Genomic DNA, 21,745 nt, shown 5'->3' with positions numbered 1-21,745 from the left:
GGTGCCCCGGACCGGTCCGGGGCACCGGCTGCCGTGTCAGTGGAAGAAGTGCCGCGTCCCCGTGAAGTACATCGTGACGCCCGCCTTCTTCGCCGCCTCGACGACCAGTTCGTCGCGGACCGAGCCGCCGGGCTGGACCACGGCCTTCACGCCGGCTCCGGTGAGGATCTCCAGGCCGTCGGGGAAGGGGAAGAAGGCGTCGGAGGCCGCGTACGCCCCCTGCGCCCGCTCGGCGCCCGCGCGCTCCACCGCGAGCTTCGCGGAGTCGACGCGGTTGACCTGGCCCATGCCGACGCCGACGGAGGCGCCGTCCTTGGCGAGGAGGATCGCGTTGGACTTGACGGCCCGGCAGGCCTTCCAGGCGAAGGCCAGCTCGGCCAGCTCCGCCCCGGACAGCGCCTCGCCGGTGGCCAGGGTCCAGGTGGCGGGGTCGTCGCCCTCGGCCTGGAGGCGGTCGGTGACCTGGAGGAGGGCACCGCCGTCGATGTGCTTGACCTCGACCGGGGCGGCGGGGGCCTCGGGGGCGCGCAGGACGCGGATGTTCTTCTTCTTGGTGAGGGCTTCGAGGGCGCCGTCCTCGTAGTCCGGCGCGACGATGACCTCGGTGAAGATCCCCGCGACCCGCTCGGCCATCTCCTTGGAGACCGGGCGGTTGACGGCGATCACACCGCCGTACGCGGAGACCGGGTCGCAGTCGTGCGCCTTGCGGTGCGCCTCGGCGACGTCCGCGCCGACGGCGATGCCGCACGGGTTGGCGTGCTTGATGATCGCGACGCAGGGCTCGGCGTGGTCGTACGCGGCACGGCGGGCGGCGTCCGTGTCCGTGTAGTTGTTGTACGACATCTCCTTGCCGTGCAGCTGCTCGGCCTGGGCCAGGCCGCCGCCTTCGGGGGAGGTGTAGAGCGCGGCCGGCTGGTGCGGGTTCTCGCCGTAGCGCAGGGTGTGGGCGCGCTCGTGGGTGGCACCGAGGAAGTCCGGGAAGCCCGACTCGTCGACGGGAGCGTACTCGGCGGCGAACCAGGAGGCGACGGCCACGTCGTACGCGGCGGTGTGCTGGAAGGCCTCGGCGGCCAGGCGCTTGCGGGCGGCCAGGTCGAAGCCGCCGTCCTTGACCGCGGAGAGCACGTCGGCGTACCGGGCGGGGCTGGTGACGACCGCGACGGAGGGGTGGTTCTTGGCGGCGGCGCGCACCATGGAGGGGCCGCCGATGTCGATCTGCTCGACGCACTCGTCGGCCGTGGCGCCCGAGGCGACGGTCTCGCGGAACGGGTAGAGGTTCACCACGACCAGGTCGAACGGCGCCACGCCCAGTTCGTCGAGCTGCTGCCGGTGGCTCTCCAGACGCAGGTCGGCGAGGATGCCCGCGTGGACCTTGGGGTGCAGGGTCTTGACGCGGCCGTCCAGGCACTCGGGGAAGCCGGTCAGCTCCTCGACCTTGGTGACGGGGACACCGGCGGCGGCGATCCGCCCGGCGGTGGACCCGGTGGAGACCAGCTCGACGCCGGCCTCGTGCAGCCCGCGCGCGAGCTCTTCCAGCCCGGTCTTGTCGTAGACACTGACGAGTGCGCGACGGATGGCCCGCTTGTTGCTTCCGGCGGTGGCGGTCACTGGATAACTACCTTTCGTCCCTCAATGCGATAGCCGTTGCGGGCGAGCCGCCCCACGACATCGACGAGCAGCTTTCGCTCGACTTCCTTGATGCGCTCGTGCAGAGCGGCACCTTCGTCTTCGTAGTCCTCGTCCCGGACCTCCACCACGCCCTGCGCGATGATCGGCCCGGTGTCGACGCCGTCGTCGACGAAGTGGACGGTGCAGCCGGTGACCCTGGCGCCGTACGCGAGCGCGTCCCGCACACCGTGGGCCCCCGGGAAACTGGGGAGGAGGGCGGGGTGGGTGTTGACGAACCGCCCGCCGTACCGCGCGAGGAACTCCTTCCCCACGATCTTCATGAACCCGGCCGAGACGACGAGGTCCGGCTCGTGGGCCGCGACGGCCTCGGCGAGCGCCGCGTCCCACTCCTCGCGGGTCCCGAAGTCCCTGACCCTGCGGACGAAGGCCGGCACCCCGGCCCGCTCGGCGCGGGCGAGCCCCTCGATGCCGTCGCGGTCGGCGCCGACCGCCACGATCTCGGCACCGTAGGCCTCGGCCCCGGTGGCGGCGATCTCGTCGAGGAGCGCCTGGAGGTTGGTGCCGGATCCGGAGACCAGCACGACGAGGCGCTTGGCTCGCCGGTCCACGGGCTTGGCGGCCACGGTGGGGCCTTTCTCGGGAAAGCGGATCTGTTTGTACGGTCGTACGAATGCTTCGTGTCCCGGGATACGGGGAAGTCTACGAAGCGGCCGACCGTCAGCAACGATACCGGCACACCGGACGGCCCCCTCGGGACGGGGGCGTGGCCGGAAGGTAGCGTCTGCGTGGAGCCGGAGCGGGAACGCGGCCTGTGCGTCGGGCGTTCACCAGACGTACCGACCCGTTCGCCCGTTCCACCAGCTCGCCCGTTCCACCAGCCGCCCGTTCATCGTCGCCAAGGGGAAGACGCTCAGTTGATGCCGGACCGCAGCCTGCGACTGCTCACGCTCCCCCAGCAGTCGGCGCAGCCAGGGGAGCGCAGCACCGTGTTGCTGCGGGAGCGCCCCTCGTCACCGCCCGACACGCCCTCGGACCGGAGGGACGGCGGCGAGCGGGACGGCTCCACCGACCAGGACAATCCGTTCGCACCGCCCCCGGAGGGCACACCGGACAGCCCGTGGCAGCCGCGGCACCCGTCGGGCGACGGCGACTCCCAGGGCGGTTCCGGCTCCCCGGGCGAGGGCGGCCGTTCCCCCTGGGGCGGTCAGTGGAGCGACCGGCAGCCCGGCCGGTCCCCCGGCGGCTTCGGCGAGCGACCCAGCGGTACGGGCGGCCCCGAGGGGTCGGGCAGCGGCCCGGGCCCGCGCTGGGACCCGACGGACCCCGCGCAGCGGCGTGCCCGTTACGCCCTGCTGAGCGGCATGTGGGCGCTGTTCTTCGCCCTCTTCACCTGGCCGTACGTGGCCCTGCTGCTCGGCGCCCTGGCCCTGTACTGGGGCATCAGCGCGCTGCGCGCCAAGCCGCGGTCCGCCGCCGACCCGGACACTCCCGCCCCGCCCGCCGAGCAGACCGGCCGCCCGCAGCGCACCGCCGCGATCAGCGGCCTGGTCACGTCGTCCCTGGCCATCCTCCTGGTCGCCGCGTCCTTCGGCGCCCAGCTGATCTACAGCGACTACTACACCTGCCGCGAGGACGCCCTGACCAACGCGGCGGAACAGTCCTGCGAGCGCCACCTGCCGGAGCAGCTCCGCCCGCTGCTGGGCTCGGAGGACTGAGCTCCCTTTTCGGCGCCGGACGCGTCTTCCAGCCCGTCCGGCGCTTGAGGACGAGGCCGTCCAGGCCGAAGGGGCGGGCTGGGGGCGCAGCCCCCAGGGACGGGAATGGGAAGGGGCGGCGGGGGCGAGGAAACCTCTTCGTCACCGAGGCGACTCCCCAGGCCGGTCAGCCGGCAGCAGGTCATACGCACCCCCACCGTCGCCGTCGTACAACCCGAACGGCACCGCGTCCACGTCCTCATCCACCCCCGCCCCGGCCCCGGCCCCGGCCTCCGCATCCTCCGTCGCCCCCCGCCTCCACCACCGCCCCACGGACGGCACCGGAACCCGTACCCACCGCCGCCGACGCCCCCCTCCGTCGGCCGCCTCCACGGCCCCGGACGCCTCCACCACCGCCTCCGGCGCGGCAGCGCTCCGTCCCCGCCACGCCCGCGCCGCCACGGCCACCGGCACCGCCACCACCCCGATCCACACCAGCGTCGCGCCCCCGGCCTGCCACCAGACCGGCCCGAACCGGGCGAGCGCGGCGCTGCCCAGCGGCCCGCCGGCGAACGCGGCCAGCAGGGCGACGAGGACCGCACACAGCACGGCCGCCACGAGGGCGGCGGCCGCGGTCCGCCGCCACGACCACACCCCGGATGCCGGGCCCGCTCCCCGCTCCTTCGGCTCACCCGCCGTGGCCGACCGCGCCGTGAACCACCCCACCACCGCCCCCGCCAGCAACGGCACCGCCCCGGCCGCCCAGTGCAGCGGCGTACCGGGCCCGGCGTCGGGCACCGCCGCAAGCAGCGGGAACGGCGGCAGCAGCGGTGCGGGAGCGGAGGCGGTGGGCGCCACGACGTGCCCCGCCCCGAGTACGAAGCCGGGGCCGAGGGCGTAGACCGCCGCCCACACCGCCGCGTTCGGCACCAGCGTCAGGCAGAGCAGCAGTACGGCGAGCCTCCCCGACCATCCTTCGGTCAGCCGCAGGAACGCCTCGCCCGCGGCGTGCGAGTGCCACACGAGCGACACCGCGAGGAGCAGCGCGCCGCCCCCGACGAGCATCGCCGCACCGGCGCCCGCGGCGCGCGTCGCGGCGCCCAGGCGCGCGTCCGGCTCCACCATCAGCTCCCGCAGCTTCCGGGGCAGCACGCGCAGCGCCCGTCCCACGGGCCCGCCCGGCCGGCCGAACGCCGTCCACACCCCGGCGCCCGCCGCTCCCATGGCGACCAGCGGCAGACACACCGCCGCCCACCACGACGAGGGCCGCAGCGCGCCGCCGTGCGCGTACAGGACGACGGGCGCGGCGACGGCGAGGTAGCCGAGCACGACCCCCGTCCAGGCCATGCGCGCGGAGACGGGCGGCGGCCCGGTGTCGGGGGCGCCCGCCAGCCACGCCGGGCGCGCCCCGGGCCCCGCCTTCGGAGCCGCGCCGACGGCCACGCCCACACCGTCCCCGGGGTCCGTGGCGTCCCGGGCGGCGCGGTGCAGCAGCCACACCGGCAGGAGGAGGAACAGCAACGGGGTGACGCCGACGGGCGCGGGGGTGCCGGAGAGCGTGTCGGCGCGCACCAGTTCGGCCCCGTGCGCCAGCACCCACAGCGCCGCGGCGACGTGGAGGGCGCCGCCGGGCCCGCTGTCGGGGTACGGCGAGCTGATCCAGAGCAGCGTCACGAGCGCGGCGCACGCCGCCAGCCCCAGCACGGCGGCGACCACGCCGCCCAGGAGGCCGGCGGCCAGCCCGGGGGACCGGTCCCGCCACCGGGTGCGCAGCAGAGAGAGCGGGGCTGGACGAGCGGTCGTCTGGATCACGCCCGCCATGCTCCCAACGACACGCGCTTTCCGGTCGTAACGAGCCAAGCTCCGTTGTGTCGCTCAATATATGTTTATGTACTTTTTCGTACGAAGGGGTGTCCTGTGACGCGCAGCCCCGCAACTCCCCTCCCCCCTCCCAAGGAACGCCGACGTCTGCGTGAGTCCGCCGCACTGACACAGCCTCAGCTCGCGACACGGGTGGGCGTCACCCCCGGGACGGTCCGTGCGTGGGAGAGCGGCCGTACGACTCCGCGAGGCCGGAAGCGGGAGGCGTACGCGAAGTTGCTGAAGACGCTGGCCGAGGAAGAGGCGGCACGGGCACCAGAACCGGACCCGCAGCCGAAGCCGGAGCCGGAGCCGGAGCCGGAGCCCGATGTGGCGCCCGCGCCCGCGGCGCTGACCCCCGCTCAGGCCTTCGACGCGCTCTACGCCTTCGGCGCCCCCGCCCTCGTACGGCAGACCTTCCTGCTGACCGGCCGGCGCGAGCAGGCGCGCGAGTCGGTGGAGCGGGCCTTCCAGGCGGCCTGGGAGCACTGGCCCGAGGTGGCCCGCGACCGTGACCCGGTGGGCTGGGTGCGGGCGACGGCGTACGAGTACGCGCTGTCGCCCTGGCAGCGGTTCCGGCCGCGGCACCGGCACCCGGAGCCGCCACCCGCCGACCCCGGCGACCGCACGCTGCTCAACACCCTGCTCAGGCTCCCCGCGAGGCACCGCCGCACGCTCGTGCTGTACGACGGTGTGGGTCTGGACCTGCCCGAGACGGCGGCGGAGACGGAGGCGAGCACCCCCGCGGCGGCGAACCGGCTGCTGCACGCCCGCGAGGCCGTCGCCGCCCGGCTGCCCGCGCTGGCCGACCCGCAGGTGCTGCACCGGAGGCTGGCCGAGCTGGCGTCGAACGAGCGGCTGCGGGCGGCCGAGCCGCCGACCGTACGCCGGGGCGGCGAACGCCGGGCGCGGTTGCGGACCCGGGCCGCGATCGCGTTCACGGTCGCCCTCGTCGGGGCCACGGCCCTGACCGTGATCACGGCGCCCACGCACTACGAACCGCCCGTGTCACCCGGGCAGGCGGTGCGCGGTGTGCCGCACCGGGTGGCGCCGGGGGCGCTGTCGGACGAGGAGCTGGAGCTGCGGCAGAAGCTGCGGGACCAGGTGCAGGACGGTCCGGAACGGCTGCTGCCGAGGCTCGAATGAGGGGGTCTGCCCGGCGGGCCGGCGCCCGGAACGCCGAGTGGCCCGCCCCCTGGGAACAGAGGGCGGGCCACTCGGTGTGCGACAGGCGCTGGGCCTTCGTACGAGGCGGTGTCAGCCGGCCAGGATGGCGCGGGCGAGCTTCGCCGTCTCGGTCGGCGTCTTGCCGACCTTGACGCCGGCGGCCTCCAGGGCCTCCTTCTTCGCCTGGGCGGTGCCGGACGAACCGGAGACGATGGCGCCGGCGTGGCCCATGGTCTTGCCCTCGGGCGCGGTGAAGCCCGCGACGTAGCCGACGACCGGCTTGGTCACGTTCTTCGAGATGTACTCGGCCGCACGCTCCTCGGCGTCGCCGCCGATCTCGCCGATCATGACGATCAGGTCGGTCTCGGGGTCGGCCTCGAACGCGGCGAGCGCGTCGATGTGCGTAGTGCCGATGATCGGGTCGCCACCGATGCCGACGGCGGTCGAGAAGCCGATGTCACGCAGCTCGTACATCATCTGGTACGTCAGCGTGCCGGACTTCGAGACCAGGCCGATGCGGCCCGGCTTGGTGATGTCGCCCGGGATGATGCCGACGTTGGACTGGCCCGGCGTGATGATGCCGGGGCAGTTCGGGCCGATGATCCGGGTCTTGTTGCCCTTCTTGCCGGCGTACGACCAGAAGGCGGCCGAGTCGTGCACGGCGATGCCCTCGGTGATGACGACGGCCAGCGGGATCTCGGCGTCGATGGCCTCGACGACGGCGTCCTTGGTGAACTTCTCCGGCACGAAGATGACGGAGACGTTGGCGCCGGTCTTCTCGATGGCCTCCTTGACGGTGCCGAAGACCGGTACCTCGTTGCCGTCGAAGTCCACGGAGGTGCCCGCCTTGCGCGGGTTCACGCCGCCCACGACCTCGGTGCCGTCGCCCAGCATGAGCTTGGTGTGCTTCATGCCGGTGGCACCGGTCATGCCCTGGACGATGACCTTGCTGTCCTTGTTGAGCCAGATAGCCATGGTGTGTTGGTGTCCTCGTCCTGAGTGCTTACTTGGCGGCGGCGTGAGCCAGCTCGGCGGCCTTGTCGGCCGCGCCGTCCATGGTGTCGACGCGCTGGACCAGCGGGTGGTTGGCGTCGGTGAGGATCTTGCGGCCCAGCTCGGCGTTGTTGCCGTCGAGGCGGACGACGAGCGGCTTCTCGACCTTCTCGCCGCGGTCCTCCAGGAGCTTCAGCGCCTGGACGATGCCGTTGGCGACCTCGTCGCAGGCGGTGATGCCGCCGAAGACGTTGACGAACACGGAGCGGACGTCCGGGTCGCCGAGGATGATCTCCAGGCCGTTCGCCATGACCTGGGCGGAGGCGCCGCCACCGATGTCCAGGAAGTTGGCGGGCTTGACGTTGCCGTGCGCCTCACCGGCGTAGGCGACGACGTCCAGGGTGCTCATGACGAGACCCGCGCCGTTGCCGATGATGCCGACCTCGCCGTCGAGCTTGACGTAGTTGAGGTTCTTCTCCTTGGCGGCGGCCTCGAGCGGGTTGGCCGCGGCCTTGTCGTGGAGCGCCTCGAAGTCGGGGTGACGGAACTCGGCGTTGTCGTCCAGCGACACCTTGCCGTCCAGGGCGATGACCTCGCCGGAGACGACCTTGGCCAGCGGGTTGACCTCGACCAGGAGGGCGTCCTCCTTGATGAAGGTGTCCCACAGCTTGACCAGGATGTCGGCGACCTGGTCGGCGACCTCGGCCGGGAACTTCGCGGCCTCGACGATCTCGCGCGCCTTCTCCGGCGTCACGCCGTCGATCGCGTCGATCGGGGTCTTGGCGACGGCCTCCGGACGGGTGGCCGCCACCTCCTCGATCTCCATGCCGCCCTCGACGGAGGCGATGGAGAGGAAGGTGCGGTTGGCACGGTCGAGGAGGAAGGAGACGTAGTACTCCTCGACGATCTCGGGGGCGGTCTCGGCGATCATCACCTTGTGGACCGTGTGGCCCTTGATGTCCATCCCGAGGATGTCCGTCGCGCGGGCGACGGCCTCGTCCGTCGAGGCGGCCAGCTTCACGCCACCGGCCTTGCCGCGGCCACCGACCTTCACCTGGGCCTTGACGACGGACTTGCCGCCCAGACGCTCGGTGATCTCGCGCGCCGCCTCAGGCGTGTCGATGACTTCACCGGCCAGCACCGGTACATCGTGCTTGGCGAAGAGGTCCCTCGCCTGGTACTCGAACAGGTCCACGCGCTTCCGTCCCTATCAGTGATCTCGCGGTTCGTTGGATGCGTGGGCGTGCCGCGAGGGCAACGTGACGTCCGCTGTGAGTCACAAGGGGGGCGCACACGGTGTCCGAGCGCGCGGCATGTCCGTCTCGCAGGTTATCGCCGCTTCCCGGGGGTCTCTAAATCGTGGGTCACACCTGAGCGGTGATGCCTGTCACATGATGCCGTGCTCACTGGCACGCGGTGCCGTGCGTGAGGCCGATCCAGGGCGTTCCGCACACCGGTGAAGGGCCTCACCGGGCTGGGGTTGACCCGGTGAGGCCCAGGGGCTCCCGGCGGGCCGCGCGGGTGCGGTCCGCCGGGGGGCGGTCCGGCTGATCCCCACCCCAATGGGGACCAGCCGGACCGGACCGCGGGGTTTCGGCCGGACGGAGGCCGACGGCTTTCGGCCGTCCGGGGCCTGCCGCCCCGCGGAGTCTGTGCCCGCCGCGCACCCGGGCCGCGCGCCGCCGCCGGCCCGTGGGAGACGGGCGCGCCCGTGACTGGCGGACGCCGGTGGCGTACGGACGGCGAGCAGGCCTCACGGTGGGTGCGACGGGTGCGTGGCGACGCGCCGCGGGTGCGTGCGCGGCGGAGGGAGCGGCGTTCTAGGCGGGAGAGACGGGAATGGCCCGGTACGGCTCCCGGACCCCGGCCGCGTGGGCTCGCTCCGCGATGCCGGGCACGAGGCGGAACGTGATCCGGTGCAGCGGGGTGACCGCGCGGGCCTCCCCGTGACGCGGCGTTCCCTGGTCGGCACCGGACGCGGTGCCGAGTGCGCCGTCGGGGTCGCCGGTGGGCGCGGGGCGGGCGGGGGCGTACCCGGTCAGCGCGGTCCCGGCCGGGTGGGTGCGTGCGGGTGCGGCGGGCGCCGCTCCGGTGCCGGGCTCCGGCCCGTAGCCGACGACGCCTACCGGGCTTCCGGTGCCTTCGACGACCCGGGAGTCGGTGGTGTCGGACGGGGCGGGCTCGCCGCCGGAGGTGTCGGCCACCGCCGGGGCGGGATCGGCCTCCGGATCCGGGACGGCCGACGACGAACGACCGGAACCATCGGTGAGGTCTTGCACGGCACCGCTCGGGTCCGACGAATCTGTCAGGCCCGACGGATCTGTCAGGCCCGAAGAATCTGTCAGGTCGGGGAGCACCCGCAGCGGCGGCACCTCAGTCCGCAGGGCCACCTCGGCGCCCTCGACCCTCTCGGTCACCGTCTCCACCGCGGCACCGACCGGTCGGGCCACCCGGTCCTTCACGGCCCGGACGACCTTCTCGGAGACGGGACGCAGGCCCGGAAGCACCGCGTCGGGGCGTCCCTCCGCCCGCGCGGGGATGTCGAGCACTCGACCGACCGTGTCCTTGGAAGTTCCCGTCGCTCCGTCGGCCGCCTGTGCCCGCCCCCCGCAGAGCAGCCCGAGGAGGAACAGCCCGCCGGCCAGCAGTGCCACGTGCAGCGCACGCCGCCCGGCCGCCGTGCGCAGGACGCGCAGAGCGGCACCGGGCAGGACTGCTGACCAGATCAAGAGGGGGAGCTTCCTCCCGTGCGGCGGAACGGGCCGCGCGTCGAACAACGCATCGACACGCCGCGCGATACTCGCACGGGGATCCGGAGGTTGCGCAAGCCCGGTCCCTCCAACGGCCCGTCATATCCGTTTTGTACGCGGGAATCGGGTCACCTCGGATCGACAAATCGTCACCCGGCATCCGGTATCGGCAGCGGTCGCCCCTCGATCGCCGCCGCCATCACCTCCGGGAAGAGACCGGGCGTGCAGGCGAAGGCCGGGGCGCCGAGCGCCGCGAGGGCCGCCGCGTGTTCCCGGTCGTAGGCGGGTGTGCCCTCGTCGGACAGGGCCAGCAGGGTCACGAACCGCACCCCCGCCGCCTGCATCGCCGCGACCCGCTTGAGCATCTCGTCGCGTATGCCGCCCTCGTACAGGTCGCTGATCAGCACGACCACCGTGTCCGCGGGCCGGGTGATCCGCGACTGGCAGTACGCCAGCGCGCGGTTGATGTCCGTACCGCCGCCGAGTCGCGTGCCGAAGAGCACGTCGACCGGGTCGTCGAGCTGGTCGGTGAGGTCGGCGACCGCCGTGTCGAAGACGACCAGCCGGGTGTCGATCGAGCGCATGGACGCCAGCACCGCACCGAACACGGAGGCGTACACGAGGGAAGCCGCCATCGACCCGGACTGGTCGACGCACAGGACGATCTCCTTCTGCACCGAACGGGACGCCCGCCCGTAGCCGACGAGCCGCTCCGGCACGACCGTGCGGTGCTCCGGCAGGTAGTGCTTGAGGTTGGCCCCGATCGTGCGGTTCCAGTCGATGTCGTGGGGGCGGGGCCGGCCGGTGCGGGCGCTGCGGTCCAGGGCGCCGGACAGGGTGGCACGGGTGCGGGTGACGAGGCGCTTCTCCAGGTCCTCGACGACCTTGCGCACGACGGCCCGTGCCGTCTCCTTCGTCGTGTCCGGCATCGCCTTGTTCAGGGACAGCAGGGTGCCGACGAGGTGTACGTCGGCCTCCACGGCCTCGAGCATCTCCGGCTCCAGCAGAAGCGTGGCGAGTCCGAGCCGGTCGATCGCGTCCCGCTGCATCACCTGGACCACGGAGGACGGGAAGTAGGTCCGGATGTCTCCCAGCCAGCGCGCCACCGAAGGTGCGGAGGCCCCGAGTCCCGCCGCACGGTCGCGGCCCGCCCGCGGGGCGCCCCCTCTTCCGTACAGCGCGGTGAGTGCTCCGTCCATGGCGGCGTCCCGTCCGGAGAGCACGTGGCCGGTGCCGTCGGCCGGGTCACCGCCGAGTACGAGGCGCCACCGCCGCAGCCGCTCCCGTGCCGCGTCGGCGTCCACCGGCTCGCTCGCCGTCATGCTTCCGGTCATGTGTCCGCCCCCACCAGGTCGTTGTCGTCCGGCGCCGGGTGCCGGCCCAGCAGCAGCCGGACCACCGGCAGCACCGCGTCGGCCCGCGCGGTGTCGAGGCCCGCGGCGAAGCCCGGTATGCCGGAACCGGCCGTCGTCACACTCCCCCGCGCCTCCGGTCCGCGCCTGACCAGCTCGCCGAGGCTGCGGCGCACTCCCGGCTCGTAGGCGGAGAAGGTACGGCGCAGCAAGGGCAGTACGTCCGTGAACGCGTCCGCGGGCACGCCGGTCAGCCAGGCGTCGACCAGGGCCAGCAGCCGCTCGTCGTGCAGGAGGAGCATGCCGCCGCCCGAGCCGCCGCCGACGAAGCCCTCGATCCAGGCCGCCGCGTCCGCCGGTGGCGTCCCCGGGGACAGCACCAGGCCCATGAGCCGCGCCGCCTGGTCCGGTGCCAGCTCGCCGTCGTCCAGCAGGAGCCGGACGGCACGCCCGCGGACCACGCCGGGCACCGTGTCCCGGGCGGACAGGGTCTCCAGCACGGCTCGCCAGCGGGAGCGCAGGTCGCCGCGGCCCGGCGCGGGGGCGTCACCGAGCAGACCCACGGCCGTGTGCACGGCGTCCACGTGGCCGCGCATCTCCTCGGCCGCGTCGGCGTCCAGCGCGGCACAGGCCGCGGGCAGGCCGACGAAGACGCGCTCGGCGAGCCCCGCGGCCACCTCCGCCAGAGCGCCGGTGTCCGTACCGCGCACGTCGCCGTAGCGCAACGAGCGGACGAGGGCGGGCAGGGCCTGGGCGAGGTGGCCGACGTCCGTGTCGAGCGCGGCCCGGTCGGCGAGTATCCGCATCACCGGCGCGAGCGCGTCCGGCAGTTCGGCCAGCAGGCAGCGTTCGGCGAGCGCGGTGACCTCGGCGAGGTCCCGCGCGGTGACGGCGTCCGCCTCGGCCCTGGCGGTCGCGGCGGACAGCACGGTCGTGCCCCACACCCCGGCCTCGGCCACCCGCACCGACAGCTCCGGCTCCCACCGCAGCCGCCAGGTCTCCCGGAACGTGCCCGTGCTGCGCGACGCGACCGGCTCGCCCCAGCCGACACCGAGCAGCCGCAGCCGGTGCAGCAGTCTGCTGCGCCCGGCGTCGGTCTCCTTGCGCAGGTCCAGCTCCAGCTCGCGCTCCGGCGCCTCGGGCCGCAGCCGCAGCCGCCGCTGGGCGCGGGCGAGGTCCCGCTGCAGCGGCACCGCGGGCGCCTCCGCCGGCACCTCCCCCAGCACGTCCCCGACCACCAGGCGGTCGTGGACCAGCGCCAGTGGCACGTCCGAGCCGTCGCACATCACCGCCCGCACCGCGTCCGTCGTCTCGGTCAGCCCGGGCAGCGGGCGTCCGCGGAGCACCGCGAGCGTCTCGGCCAGCCGCGTCGCCTCGATGACGTGCGCCGGGGAGACGATCCTGTCCTCCTCCCGCAGCAGACCGGCCACCTTGGTCAGCCAGCGCTCGACGGGCCGGTCGACCGCGGCGAACAGATGCCCGTACCAGCCGGGTGACTCGATCCCCGCCCCGTACCCGCCCGCCCGGGACAGTCTGCGATGGGTCCAGGGCACCCAGGTCATGTCCACCTTGGTCCTGGGCAGCCCCTTCAGCAGGGCCCGGTCGGCGGCGACGGAGGCCTTGCGTCGCAGCGCGGGCACGTGCCACGCCCCGCAGACCACGGCAACGCCCTCGGCGAACTCCCGTCGCGCCGCCCGCACCTGGAGCCGCATGTGGGCCTCCCGCACGAGGTCCCGTACGTCACCACGACCCCATTCCCGGTCCCCCTCGTCGTCCGACTCACCGTCCTCCTCTGTCTCGCGCAGCGCCGTCATCGCCTCCTCCAGCGCCGTGAACGGTGCGAGCGCGTCCCCCGCTTTCCGGCCCCGGTGCTCGATCACGTCCTCCCACCAGCGCTCGGGGTCGTCGTGCCCGGCGGCCGCGGCGAGGGCGGCGAGCGGATCGCCGCGGACATCGGCGGGTGCGGTACCGGGCCGGCCGGCCCGGTCCTGGTCGTCCGTGCGGCCGTCCGCACCGACGTCCGCGGGGCCGTCCGCCGCCCGCCACGCCAGCGTGTGCGTGGCGGCGAGGTCGATGAAGCGGGCCGGGACGTCGTGCTCCAGGGCCCAGCGGACGGCGACCCATTCCGGGGAGAACTCGGCCAGCGGCCAGAACGCCGAGCGGCCCGGCTCGTCCACGGCGTGGGCGAGGAGCGCGACCGGCGGCCGCATGTCCTCGTGGGCGGCCAGCGGGATCAGGGCGTCGGCCTCCGGCGGCCCTTCGATCAGCACGACCCCTGGCCGGGTCGCCTCCAGCGCGGCCCGCACCGCCCGGGCCGACCCCGGCCCGTGGTGGCGTACCCCGAGCAGCAGCGGCCGGCCGCCGGGCTCCCCGGCGCCGCCCGGCCCACCGGGCCCGCCGCTCCCCACCCGGTCAGCGCCCGTCACACCGTCCCCCTCGCCTGCGGGGCCCACTCGAGTCCCCGTCGCCACCCGTGGTGCCGTTCACGCGGTCACCTCCCGGCAGGCCCGGTAGAAGTCCTGCCAGCCCTCGCGCTCGCGCACGACCGTCTCGAGGTACTCCTGCCAGACGACGCGGTCGGTGCCCGGGTCGCGGACGACCGCGCCGAGGACGCCGGCGGCCACGTCGCCGGGCCGCAGCACCCCGTCGCCGAAGTGGGCGGACAGCGCGAGACCTCCGGTGACGACGGAGATGGCCTCGGCCGTGGACAGCGTGCCGCTGGGCGACTTGACCTTCGTACGGCCGTCGCTCGTCAGCCCGTCGCGCAGCTCGCGGAAGACGGTGACCACGCGGCGGATCTCGTCGGAGCCGTCGGGCGCCGACGGCAGGTCGAGGGAGCGGCCGATCTGGTCGACGCGGCGCGTGACGATGTCGACCTCGGCCTCGGCGCTCTCCGGCAGCGGCAGTACGACGGTGTTGAAGCGGCGGCGCAGGGCGCTGGACAGGTCGTTGACCCCGCGGTCGCGGTCGTTGGCGGTGGCGATCAGGTTGAAGCCGCGCACCGCCTGCACCTCCTCGCCGAGCTCCGGTATCGGCAGGGTCTTCTCCGACAGGAGCGTGATCAGGGAGTCCTGCACGTCGGCCGGGATGCGGGTCAGCTCCTCGACCCGGACGGTCGCGCCCTCCGTCATCGCCCGCATGACCGGGCTGGGCACGAGGGCGTCCCGGCTGGGGCCGTGGGCGAGGAGCCGCGCGTAGTTCCAGCCGTAGCGGATCGCTTCCTCCGGGGTGCCGGCCGTGCCCTGCACCAGCAGGGTCGAGTCGCCGCTGACGGCCGCGGCGAGATGCTCGGACACCCAGGTCTTCGCGGTGCCGGGCACGCCGAGCAGGAGCAGGGCGCGGTCGGTGGCGAGCGTGGTGACGGCGACCTCGACGGCTCGGCGCGGGCCCACGTACTTCGGGGTGATCACCGTGCCGTCGGGCAGGGTGCCGCCGAGCAGGTAGGTGGCGACGGCCCACGGCGACAGCTTCCAGCGGGCCGGACGCGGACGGTCGTCCTGCCGGGCCAGCGAGGCCAGTTCGGCCGCGAACGCGTGCTCGGCGTGCGGCCGCAACACCTGCCGCGGCACTTCGGCCCCGGACGTCCGTTCAACGAATGCAGGCATGGCCGATTCCCCCTCCAGCTAGACCGGTCCGATCTGCCATCCACGGTGCACCACGCCACTGACAATCGCTCTGACCTGCGGAAATGGCCTCGGACAGGTCATTGTCAGTGGGGGGATCTACCTTCGATGACATGACTCGGCACGGGGTGCGCCGGGGTGGGGAGCTGCGACGAGGGGGCGGCGTGGGGACAGCAGTGCGAAGGCCGGGCGGGGAGGGCGAGAGCGGGCCCGCGGAGGAGGGGACCGCGGGTCCGTCCGCCCCCACGGCCACGTCCGATCCCGAGGCGGCGCGGCGCCGGGCGGAGCGGCGGGCCGAGCGGGTCACCGCGGGCGCGACGGAGCTGGAGCAGCGGCTCGCGGACCTCCTGCGCACCGGCCTGGCCGGCGCCGAACGGGCGGGGTACGGGCTGTGGGAGGAGACCGCGGCCCGCATGGTCGACGCCCAGGCGCCGGGGCTGGCCTCGCGCGTGCGGGAGCTGGGCGCCATACCGTCGTCGGGCCCGGGCTGGCCGGTGCGGCTGCTCGAGGAGTGCGCCCTGCTCCACCTGCTCGACCGGGGCTGGCTGGGCCGCGGGCGGCTGCCGGACGGCCTGGCGGCGACGGTCCGTTCACGCGTGGGCCTGCCCACGTCCGCGGAGGGCCCCGCGGTGCGGGACCACTGGCTGGTCCTCGCCCAGTACGACACCGCGGACGCCCGGCTGACGACCCGTCGCGTCTGGTTGTACGGCGCGGAGTCGGACCGCACGGCGCTGCTCCTCTCCTACGGCGCCGCGGGCCGGGCGCCCGAGCTGACGCTGCCGGTGGGGACGGTGCTGGACGCCGAGATCTCCTGGTATCCGGATGCGGGGCGGCAACGAGCGGCCCTCGGCCGCCGGTTCGCACCGCCCGAGCCCGCGCGGATACGCCCGACGGGGGTGACGACCTCGCAGGCGGCCGTCCGGTACGGCGAGGCCCTCCGCGACGACCCGTGGCTGGACTCGGTGCCGGTCTCCCTGGAGCGGGTGGTGCCCGTACCGGACGGCGACGGCTGGCAACTGGCGGACGCCGACGGGGACACGGCACTGCCGCTCGCCGGGGCCACCGGGAACCAGCCGGGGTGGTGGCGGCTGGTCGCGCTGGCGGGCGGTGCGCCCGTCACGGTCTTCGGCGCGTGCGGCCACCGGGGCTTCACGCCGCTGACGGCCTGGCCGGCCGGACCGGGCCCCGCGGTGCCGCTGTGCTGACCCGTCCCAGGCCTTTCGAATCGGAGGCGAACGACATGACCAGGACGCCCGCCCCCACGGACACGTCCGCACCGGCGCGGGCCACCCCGCCGACGCACCCCACAACACCCGGGACGGACACAGCCCCCCGGGCCGACGCCGAGCCCGCGCCCGGGGCAGACACCAACGCCGTTCCCGAGACCGCCGCCCCTTCGACCGCCACCACCGACCTCGGCCCCGCCCCCGGGCCCGGTGTGTGGGAGCAGCTGGTCACCTCGGCCCTGCTGGGTACGGACCGGCGTACGCCGCCGGGTGGCGAGCGCGGGCCGGGTGCCGCGGCCGCGTTGCTCGACGCGGCGGCCGCGGAGACCGTCCGCCGCCGCGCCGGACTGCGACCGGCCCGTGCGGCCCGGCGCCCGGAGCCCGCACCCGAGGACCCCCGCCCGCCGTTGCCGGCCGCCGCCGCCCGTCGGCTCACGACGCTGCTGGCCGACCGCCCCGGCACGGCGGGCGGCGGCCGCAGAGGCAGCGCGCCCGATCTGATGGAGCTGCTGCCCCAGTGGCTGGCGACGGCGAACGCCCGCGGTTTCGCGGCGCCGCCCCAGGCGCTTCCGGCGCTGCTGGACGCGGCCCGGGGCCGTACGGACCTGCGGCCGGCGGCGCTGACGTTCGCGGGGCCCCGGGCCCTGTGGCTGGCCCGGCTGAATCCGGACTGGCGGTTCGCCCTGCGCGCGACGCCCGGCGGAGGGACCGCACTCCCGGGTTCCGATGCCACGGAGCGGGTGCGCAGGCTCTGGGACGAGGGCCTGTTCGCCGAACGGGTCACCCTCCTGGCGTCCCTGCGCGCCCGTGACCCGGCCGGTGCGCGCGAGCTGCTGGCGTCGACCTGGGCGACCGAGCGGGCCGAGAACCGGCTGATGTTCCTCGACTCGCTGCGGACGGGGCTGGAGGCGGCGGACGAGCCCTTCCTGGAGCAGGCGCTGGCCGACCGCAGCCGCAACGTACGGGCCACGGCTGCGGAGTTGCTGTCGGCGCTGCCGCACTCCGCGCTGGCCGCGCGGATGGCGGCGCGGGCCGCGACGTGCGTGTCCCTCGACCGCACCCTCACCCCGCCGGCGATCGCCGTCGAGGCGCCGCACGAGTGCGACGCGGCCATGGAGCGGGACGGCGTGGTGGCCAAGCCGCCGGCCGGGCGGGGGGAACGGTCGTGGTGGTTCGGCCAGTTGGTGGAGGCGGCCCCGCTGGCCACCTGGCCGACCCGGCTGGCGGGACGCACGGCCGAGGAGATCGTCGCCCTGCCAGTGTCCGACGGCTGGCAGAGCGAGCTGCACGCGGCCTGGTGCCGTGCGGCCGTACGGCAGCGCGACGGCGGGTGGGCGAGGGCGCTGCTCGGCGCGCCCACGGCGCCGGAAGCGGGCGGTCCGGGTGCGGTCTCCCTGGCCGAGCGGGCCAAACTGCTCGGCACGCTGAGCGCCGGTGAACGCGCCGAGTGGGTCGCCGGGTTCATCGCGACGCACGGGCTGTCCGAGGCGTTCCAGCTGCTCGGCATGTGCGGGGTGCCGTGGGCCACCCCGCTCGGCCGGGCGGTGGTCGACGCGCTCAACATCGCCCGGGACGCCGGGAGCTACCCGTGGAGCTTCAGCGGCGTCATGGGCCTGGCCGAACGCTGCCTCGACCCCTCGGAGGCGGGCCGGCTCGACGGCCTGCTGGCGATACCGGACGAGCCGGAGGACGCGTCGCCGGGGGCCGGCGGGTACTGGGCGGAGGCGTTCCAGCGGCTCGTCACCACGTTGCGCCTGCGGGCGGCGATGGCCGGGGAACTCGGGGCGGGGTCATGAGCCACCACCCCGTGAACCACCACCGGGCCTACGCTCCCGCGGGCTCCCGCACGTTCGCCCGGACCCAGTCCACGATGGACGCCGTGGTGGCGCCGGGCGTGAAGATCTCCGCGACGCCCTTCTCCTTCAGCGGGGCGATGTCCGCCTCGGGGATGATCCCGCCGCCGAAGACCAGGATGTCCGCGGCGTCCCGTTCCCGGAGCAGCTCGATCACGGCGGCGAAGAGCGTGTTGTGCGCACCGGAGAGGATGGACAGCCCGATCGCGTCGGCGTCCTCCTGGATCGCGGTGTCGACGATCTGCTCGGGCGTCTGGTGGAGCCCGGTGTAGATCACCTCCATACCGGCGTCGCGCAGGGCCCGCGCGATCACCTTGGCCCCGCGATCGTGGCCGTCGAGCCCCGGCTTGGCCACCACCACGCGGATCGGACCGGCTGCCACACCCATCACTGCCTCCATGAAGCGACTACATCCATCCGTACCGACAAGTACCGCACACTTCACGTCCTCGCGGCGCGGATCCCCGCACCACAGCGTCCGGGGGAAGTGAACGAACGTTATCGCCAGCATCCCGCAACCGGCAGTTTCGCGGTGGATACAGAGGGGGAAATCACACGGTGGGACACGTCCGCCGGGCACCGCTCCAGGGCCCGGCGGCAACACGCGCACGGGGAGCCGTGAGCCGCACAGACCTCATCAGACCCACCGGTCTCTGATACGGCATGCCGAAACACGGGTAGGCATAAACCTCGCAAACAGCACCAGTCACTGGTGTCACGGCGCTCCACGAGGGCACACGGGGGACAGAGGCGTCCCTGCGCGTGCCGACAGGAGGTCGGCCCATGAAGGTCACCACGGCAGCACTGCCCCTTCTCCCGCTCTTCCAGCGTCTCCTGCCCGGACTCCCGGGACTCCCCGGTCTGCAAGGGCTCCCCAGCCTTCCAGGACTCCCCGCGGTCCCCGGACTGCCGGAGCTGGCAAGCCTCCCGGGCCGGCTGACCGGCCTCTCCCTGACCCTGCTCAAGGCCAGCGCCCTGGAGGCCGCGATCCTCGCCGGGCACCTCCTCCTCTACCCCTCGGGGATCATCCAGGAGCGCCACCCGGTCCAGGCCCTGCGCCCGACGAGCGCCCAGGACCCGCAGCCGTCGCCTCCGCCCCCGAGGCTCCCGGCCCCGGCCAGCCCCCCGGTCGTGCTGCTGCACGGCTTCATCGACAACCGCTCGGTCTTCCTGCTGCTGCGCCGCAGCCTGGCCCAGCACGGCAGGCACGAGATCGAGTCGCTGAACTACTCCCCCCTGACCTGCGACATCCGTACCGCGGCCGAGCTGCTCGGACGGCACATCGAGGAGATCTGCGAGCGGACGGGCAGCGAGCAGGTCGACGTCGTCGGGCACAGCCTGGGCGGGCTGATCGCGCGCTACTACGTGCAGCGCCTCGGCGGAGACCTCCGCGTGCGCACGCTGGTGACGCTCGGTACCCCGCACACCGGCACCACGGTGGTCCCGCTGGCGAACGCGCACCCGATCGTGCGCCAGATGCGCCCCGGATCGGCCGTGATCGAGGAGCTGGCCCGCCCGGCGCCCGGCTGCAGCACCCGGTTCGTCAGCTTCTGGAGCGATCTGGACCGCGTGATGGACCCGCTGGAGACGGCCTGCCTCGACCACCCCGACCTGAGCGTGCAGAACGTACGGGTGAGCGGCATCGGCCACCTCGCCCTGCCCGTGCACCCCGCCGTCGCCACGGGGATTCGGCAGGCACTCGACACCGCCGGACCGGAGACAGCCGGGCAAACGGACGTGGAACCGGGCAAACGCTCCGGCGGGCTGACCGTCGCCTGAGAACGAAGCAACCCGTTCGGACTCGAACAATTCTCGAACACAAAGCCAAACTCGTGCCCGCCGTCCCCCAAAACACGGCCGATTGCCCGTTTCCTTCGCTCGCGAAACCTGACGAAGATTGTCGTGCCCGTATACCGCCGGGTACAGTCGCCGCACTGCTCTGGCAGCCCCTGTTGTCGAGGCGAAAGAGAAGTTGGTGAACGACCGTCACCCGTCGGGGACAAGGACCACCCCGGCTCCGGCTTCCGACGCCGCTTCGGCGCAGTACGCGTCGTACGGCACGGGGGAGGCCCAGTACGGCGACCTCACCACGTTCGGCGGCTACACCTCCACCGGTTTTTCCACCGGCACCGCCGACACCTCGGCCTTCGACGCGGACCCCCTCTTCGGCAGCATGCCGGGCCACTACACCGGCACCCACGAGGCGACGGGTTCGTACGACGCCACCCAGTGGTCCACCGGCGGCGAGCAGGCCCCGCAGTACGACGCGTACGCGGCCCAGCACCACGCCGCCTACGACACCGGCGCCTACGACACGACGGCGTGGACGTCCGGATACCAGCAGCACGAGGCCGTACCGCCGCACGGCGCGGGCGCCGAGGCCACCGGACAGTGGGACACCGGCGCCTGGAGCCACCCGGACCAGTCCGGCGCTCCGGTCGACGCGACCCAGCAGTGGGGCTGGGGCACGCAGACCTTCGACACCGGCGCCCACGAGACGAGCACCTTCGCGACCGGCACCTTCCACACCGGCGCGTTCGCGGGCGGCCCCGTGGACACCGGCGCCTACGACGCCACGCAGTGGAACGCGGACCCCGCGGCCCCCGGCGCGATCGAGGACCCGGCCCGCCCGGCCGGGCACCCCGCACCGGACGACGAGGCGCCCGTCGACCTCGACGCCGAACCCGCCCCGTACGACGGCCAGTTGGCCGCCACCGGCGAACTCCCCGCCGTGACCGCCCTGCTGGACGACCAGGAAGAGGTCACGCCGGCCGCGCGGATCCCGGCCGCCCGCACCGGCTCCCGCGCCGGGGCGCGCTCCCGTCGCCGCCAGCCCGCCAAGCGCTCCGCACTGCTGACCATCGCCGTGCCGTCGGCCTGCGTGATGAGTGTCGCCGGTATCGCGGCCGCCTCCGTCGGCAGCCTGACCGGCGACGAGGGCACGGAGAGCGCGGCGTCCGCGCCGGACCCGGGCAACGCCAAGGCCGCGCCGGTGAAACCGTCCGCCGCCAACAACAAGCTGGACACCCAGCTCACCAGCCTGGCCGCCGGGGCCGACGACTTCGCCGACCGGGCCAGCCGGACGCAGGAGCGCATCGACCTCAAGGCCCAGCAGGCCGCCGAGAAGAGGCAGGCGGCGGAGGAGGCGGCCCGCAAGGAGCGGCTGCGCCCCAAGTTCGCGCTCCCGGTGGCACAGCACGGCCTCAGCGCGTACTACGGGCAGGCCGGCATCAACTGGATGTCCGTCCACACCGGCATCGACTTCCCCGTGTCGTACGGGACGAAGGTGATGGCGGCGACCGACGGCACCGTGCGGACGCAGTACAACAGCGCGTACGGCAACATGATGATCGTGACCGCGAAGGACGGCACGGAGACGTGGTACTGCCACCTCTCCAGCTACCAGGTCCCCTCCGGTACGACCGTGAAGGCGGGCGACGCGATCGCGTTCTCCGGCAACTCGGGCAACTCGACCGGTCCGCACCTGCACTTCGAGGTGCGCCCCGCGGGCGGTTCGTCGATCGACCCGCTTCCCTGGCTGCGCAGCCACGGCATCAGCCCGACGTGACGCCGTAACGTCTCAGCAGCCCGGGCCGGG

Annotated in this window: 16 protein-coding genes; 6 read left to right on the top strand and 10 right to left on the bottom strand. The window is 74.1% G+C overall.

The window, feature by feature from the left end; all coding sequences use genetic code 11:
• Positions 1–36: 36 nt before the first annotated feature.
• Together purH and purN are read right to left on the bottom strand one after the other, a co-directional pair.
• Positions 37–1,608 carry a bifunctional phosphoribosylaminoimidazolecarboxamide formyltransferase/IMP cyclohydrolase gene (gene purH / locus ACZ7MF_RS03260; RefSeq protein ID WP_471474188.1) on the bottom strand — a complete coding sequence of 524 codons (1,572 nt, stop codon included), beginning with the start codon at positions 1,606–1,608 and terminating at the stop codon, positions 37–39.
• Positions 1,605–2,252, bottom strand: coding sequence for a phosphoribosylglycinamide formyltransferase (purN, locus tag ACZ7MF_RS03255; RefSeq protein ID WP_471474186.1), 648 nt, complete (start codon positions 2,250–2,252; stop codon positions 1,605–1,607). Before purN ends, purH begins: the two co-directional genes overlap by 4 nt.
• Before the next feature lie 294 nt (positions 2,253–2,546).
• On the opposite strand from purN, the gene ACZ7MF_RS03250 reads away from it, so the two are divergent.
• Positions 2,547–3,344 carry a hypothetical protein gene (locus ACZ7MF_RS03250; RefSeq protein ID WP_471474185.1) on the top strand — a complete coding sequence of 266 codons (798 nt, stop codon included), beginning with the start codon at positions 2,547–2,549 and terminating at the stop codon, positions 3,342–3,344.
• Between the two features lie 141 nt (positions 3,345–3,485).
• Here the strand turns inward: ACZ7MF_RS03250 and ACZ7MF_RS03245 are convergent, their stop codons facing one another.
• Complete coding sequence (locus ACZ7MF_RS03245) at positions 3,486–5,144, bottom strand: cell division protein PerM (protein ID WP_471474183.1); 1,659 nt, start codon at positions 5,142–5,144, stop codon at positions 3,486–3,488.
• Between the two features lie 96 nt (positions 5,145–5,240).
• Here ACZ7MF_RS03245 and ACZ7MF_RS03240 point away from each other — a divergent pair, with 96 nt between their 5' ends.
• Positions 5,241–6,329: a helix-turn-helix domain-containing protein gene (locus ACZ7MF_RS03240; RefSeq protein ID WP_471474182.1), complete on the top strand. Its 1,089-nt coding sequence runs from the start codon at positions 5,241–5,243 to the stop codon at positions 6,327–6,329.
• Positions 6,330–6,440: 111 nt separating this feature from the next.
• On the opposite strand, the gene sucD is transcribed toward ACZ7MF_RS03240, so the two are convergent.
• The 6 genes from sucD to ACZ7MF_RS03210 all read right to left on the bottom strand — a co-directional run bounded on the left by sucD (position 6,441) and on the right by ACZ7MF_RS03210 (position 15,050).
• Entirely contained in the window at positions 6,441–7,325 is an 885-nt protein-coding gene (gene sucD, locus ACZ7MF_RS03235; RefSeq protein WP_003974163.1) for a succinate--CoA ligase subunit alpha, read from the bottom strand.
• A gap of 28 nt (positions 7,326–7,353) precedes the next feature.
• On the bottom strand, positions 7,354–8,538 hold the full coding sequence (gene sucC, locus ACZ7MF_RS03230; RefSeq protein ID WP_471474181.1) for an ADP-forming succinate--CoA ligase subunit beta: 1,185 nt from the start codon (positions 8,536–8,538) through the stop codon (positions 7,354–7,356).
• Between the two features lie 625 nt (positions 8,539–9,163).
• Positions 9,164–10,072: a hypothetical protein gene (locus ACZ7MF_RS03225; protein WP_471474180.1), complete on the bottom strand. Its 909-nt coding sequence runs from the start codon at positions 10,070–10,072 to the stop codon at positions 9,164–9,166.
• A 170-nt stretch (positions 10,073–10,242) separates the two neighbouring features.
• Positions 10,243–11,427: a VWA domain-containing protein gene (locus tag ACZ7MF_RS03220; RefSeq protein WP_471474178.1), complete on the bottom strand. Its 1,185-nt coding sequence runs from the start codon at positions 11,425–11,427 to the stop codon at positions 10,243–10,245.
• Entirely contained in the window at positions 11,424–13,871 is a 2,448-nt protein-coding gene (locus tag ACZ7MF_RS03215; protein ID WP_471474177.1) for a DUF5682 family protein, read from the bottom strand. The genes ACZ7MF_RS03220 and ACZ7MF_RS03215 overlap by 4 nt, the downstream gene beginning before the upstream one ends.
• 57 nt (positions 13,872–13,928) lie before the next feature.
• Complete coding sequence (locus ACZ7MF_RS03210) at positions 13,929–15,050, bottom strand: ATP-binding protein (RefSeq protein ID WP_471474176.1); 1,122 nt, start codon at positions 15,048–15,050, stop codon at positions 13,929–13,931.
• An 83-nt stretch (positions 15,051–15,133) separates the two neighbouring features.
• Between ACZ7MF_RS03210 and ACZ7MF_RS03205 the strand changes: the two genes are divergently transcribed.
• Both ACZ7MF_RS03205 and ACZ7MF_RS03200 read left to right on the top strand, forming a co-directional pair.
• Complete coding sequence (locus ACZ7MF_RS03205) at positions 15,134–16,273, top strand: hypothetical protein (protein ID WP_471474174.1); 1,140 nt, start codon at positions 15,134–15,136, stop codon at positions 16,271–16,273.
• 35 nt (positions 16,274–16,308) lie between these two features.
• Positions 16,309–18,090 carry a DUF5691 domain-containing protein gene (locus ACZ7MF_RS03200; RefSeq protein WP_471474173.1) on the top strand — a complete coding sequence of 594 codons (1,782 nt, stop codon included), beginning with the start codon at positions 16,309–16,311 and terminating at the stop codon, positions 18,088–18,090.
• A gap of 28 nt (positions 18,091–18,118) precedes the next feature.
• On the opposite strand, the gene ACZ7MF_RS03195 is transcribed toward ACZ7MF_RS03200, so the two are convergent.
• Positions 18,119–18,535, bottom strand: a complete 417-nt coding sequence (locus tag ACZ7MF_RS03195) for a cobalamin B12-binding domain-containing protein (protein ID WP_003974171.1) — start codon at positions 18,533–18,535, stop codon at positions 18,119–18,121.
• 395 nt (positions 18,536–18,930) lie between these two features.
• Here ACZ7MF_RS03195 and ACZ7MF_RS03190 point away from each other — a divergent pair, with 395 nt between their 5' ends.
• Together ACZ7MF_RS03190 and ACZ7MF_RS03185 are read left to right on the top strand one after the other, a co-directional pair.
• A complete protein-coding gene (locus ACZ7MF_RS03190; RefSeq protein WP_471474171.1) occupies positions 18,931–19,926 on the top strand; it encodes an esterase/lipase family protein in 996 nt (331 codons plus the stop codon).
• A 196-nt stretch (positions 19,927–20,122) separates the two neighbouring features.
• Complete coding sequence (locus ACZ7MF_RS03185; protein WP_471474170.1) at positions 20,123–21,715, top strand: M23 family metallopeptidase; 1,593 nt, start codon at positions 20,123–20,125, stop codon at positions 21,713–21,715.
• Positions 21,716–21,745 lie beyond the last annotated feature (30 nt).

Source organism: Streptomyces sp. NPDC111628 (genome assembly GCF_055635195.1).
Note: the sequence above shows the minus strand (reverse complement) of the source record. Positions and strands in the feature narration are given on the sequence as shown.

What these genes read in the sequence shown, in the direction of transcription:
- ACZ7MF_RS03250 (WP_471474185.1), top strand. Translation starts at nt 2,547, where the DNA reads ATGCCGGACCGCAGCCTGCGACTGCTCACGCTCCCCCAGCAGTCGGCG.
- ACZ7MF_RS03245 (WP_471474183.1), bottom strand. Translation starts at nt 5,144, where the DNA reads ATGGCGGGCGTGATCCAGACGACCGCTCGTCCAGCCCCGCTCTCTCTG.
- sucD (WP_003974163.1), bottom strand. Translation starts at nt 7,325, where the DNA reads ATGGCTATCTGGCTCAACAAGGACAGCAAGGTCATCGTCCAGGGCATG.
- ACZ7MF_RS03220 (WP_471474178.1), bottom strand. Translation starts at nt 11,427, where the DNA reads ATGACCGGAAGCATGACGGCGAGCGAGCCGGTGGACGCCGACGCGGCA.
- ACZ7MF_RS03210 (WP_471474176.1), bottom strand. Translation starts at nt 15,050, where the DNA reads ATGCCTGCATTCGTTGAACGGACGTCCGGGGCCGAAGTGCCGCGGCAG.
- ACZ7MF_RS03205 (WP_471474174.1), top strand. Translation starts at nt 15,134, where the DNA reads ATGGCCTCGGACAGGTCATTGTCAGTGGGGGGATCTACCTTCGATGAC.
- ACZ7MF_RS03200 (WP_471474173.1), top strand. Translation starts at nt 16,309, where the DNA reads ATGACCAGGACGCCCGCCCCCACGGACACGTCCGCACCGGCGCGGGCC.
- ACZ7MF_RS03195 (WP_003974171.1), bottom strand. Translation starts at nt 18,535, where the DNA reads ATGGGTGTGGCAGCCGGTCCGATCCGCGTGGTGGTGGCCAAGCCGGGG.
- ACZ7MF_RS03190 (WP_471474171.1), top strand. Translation starts at nt 18,931, where the DNA reads ATGAAGGTCACCACGGCAGCACTGCCCCTTCTCCCGCTCTTCCAGCGT.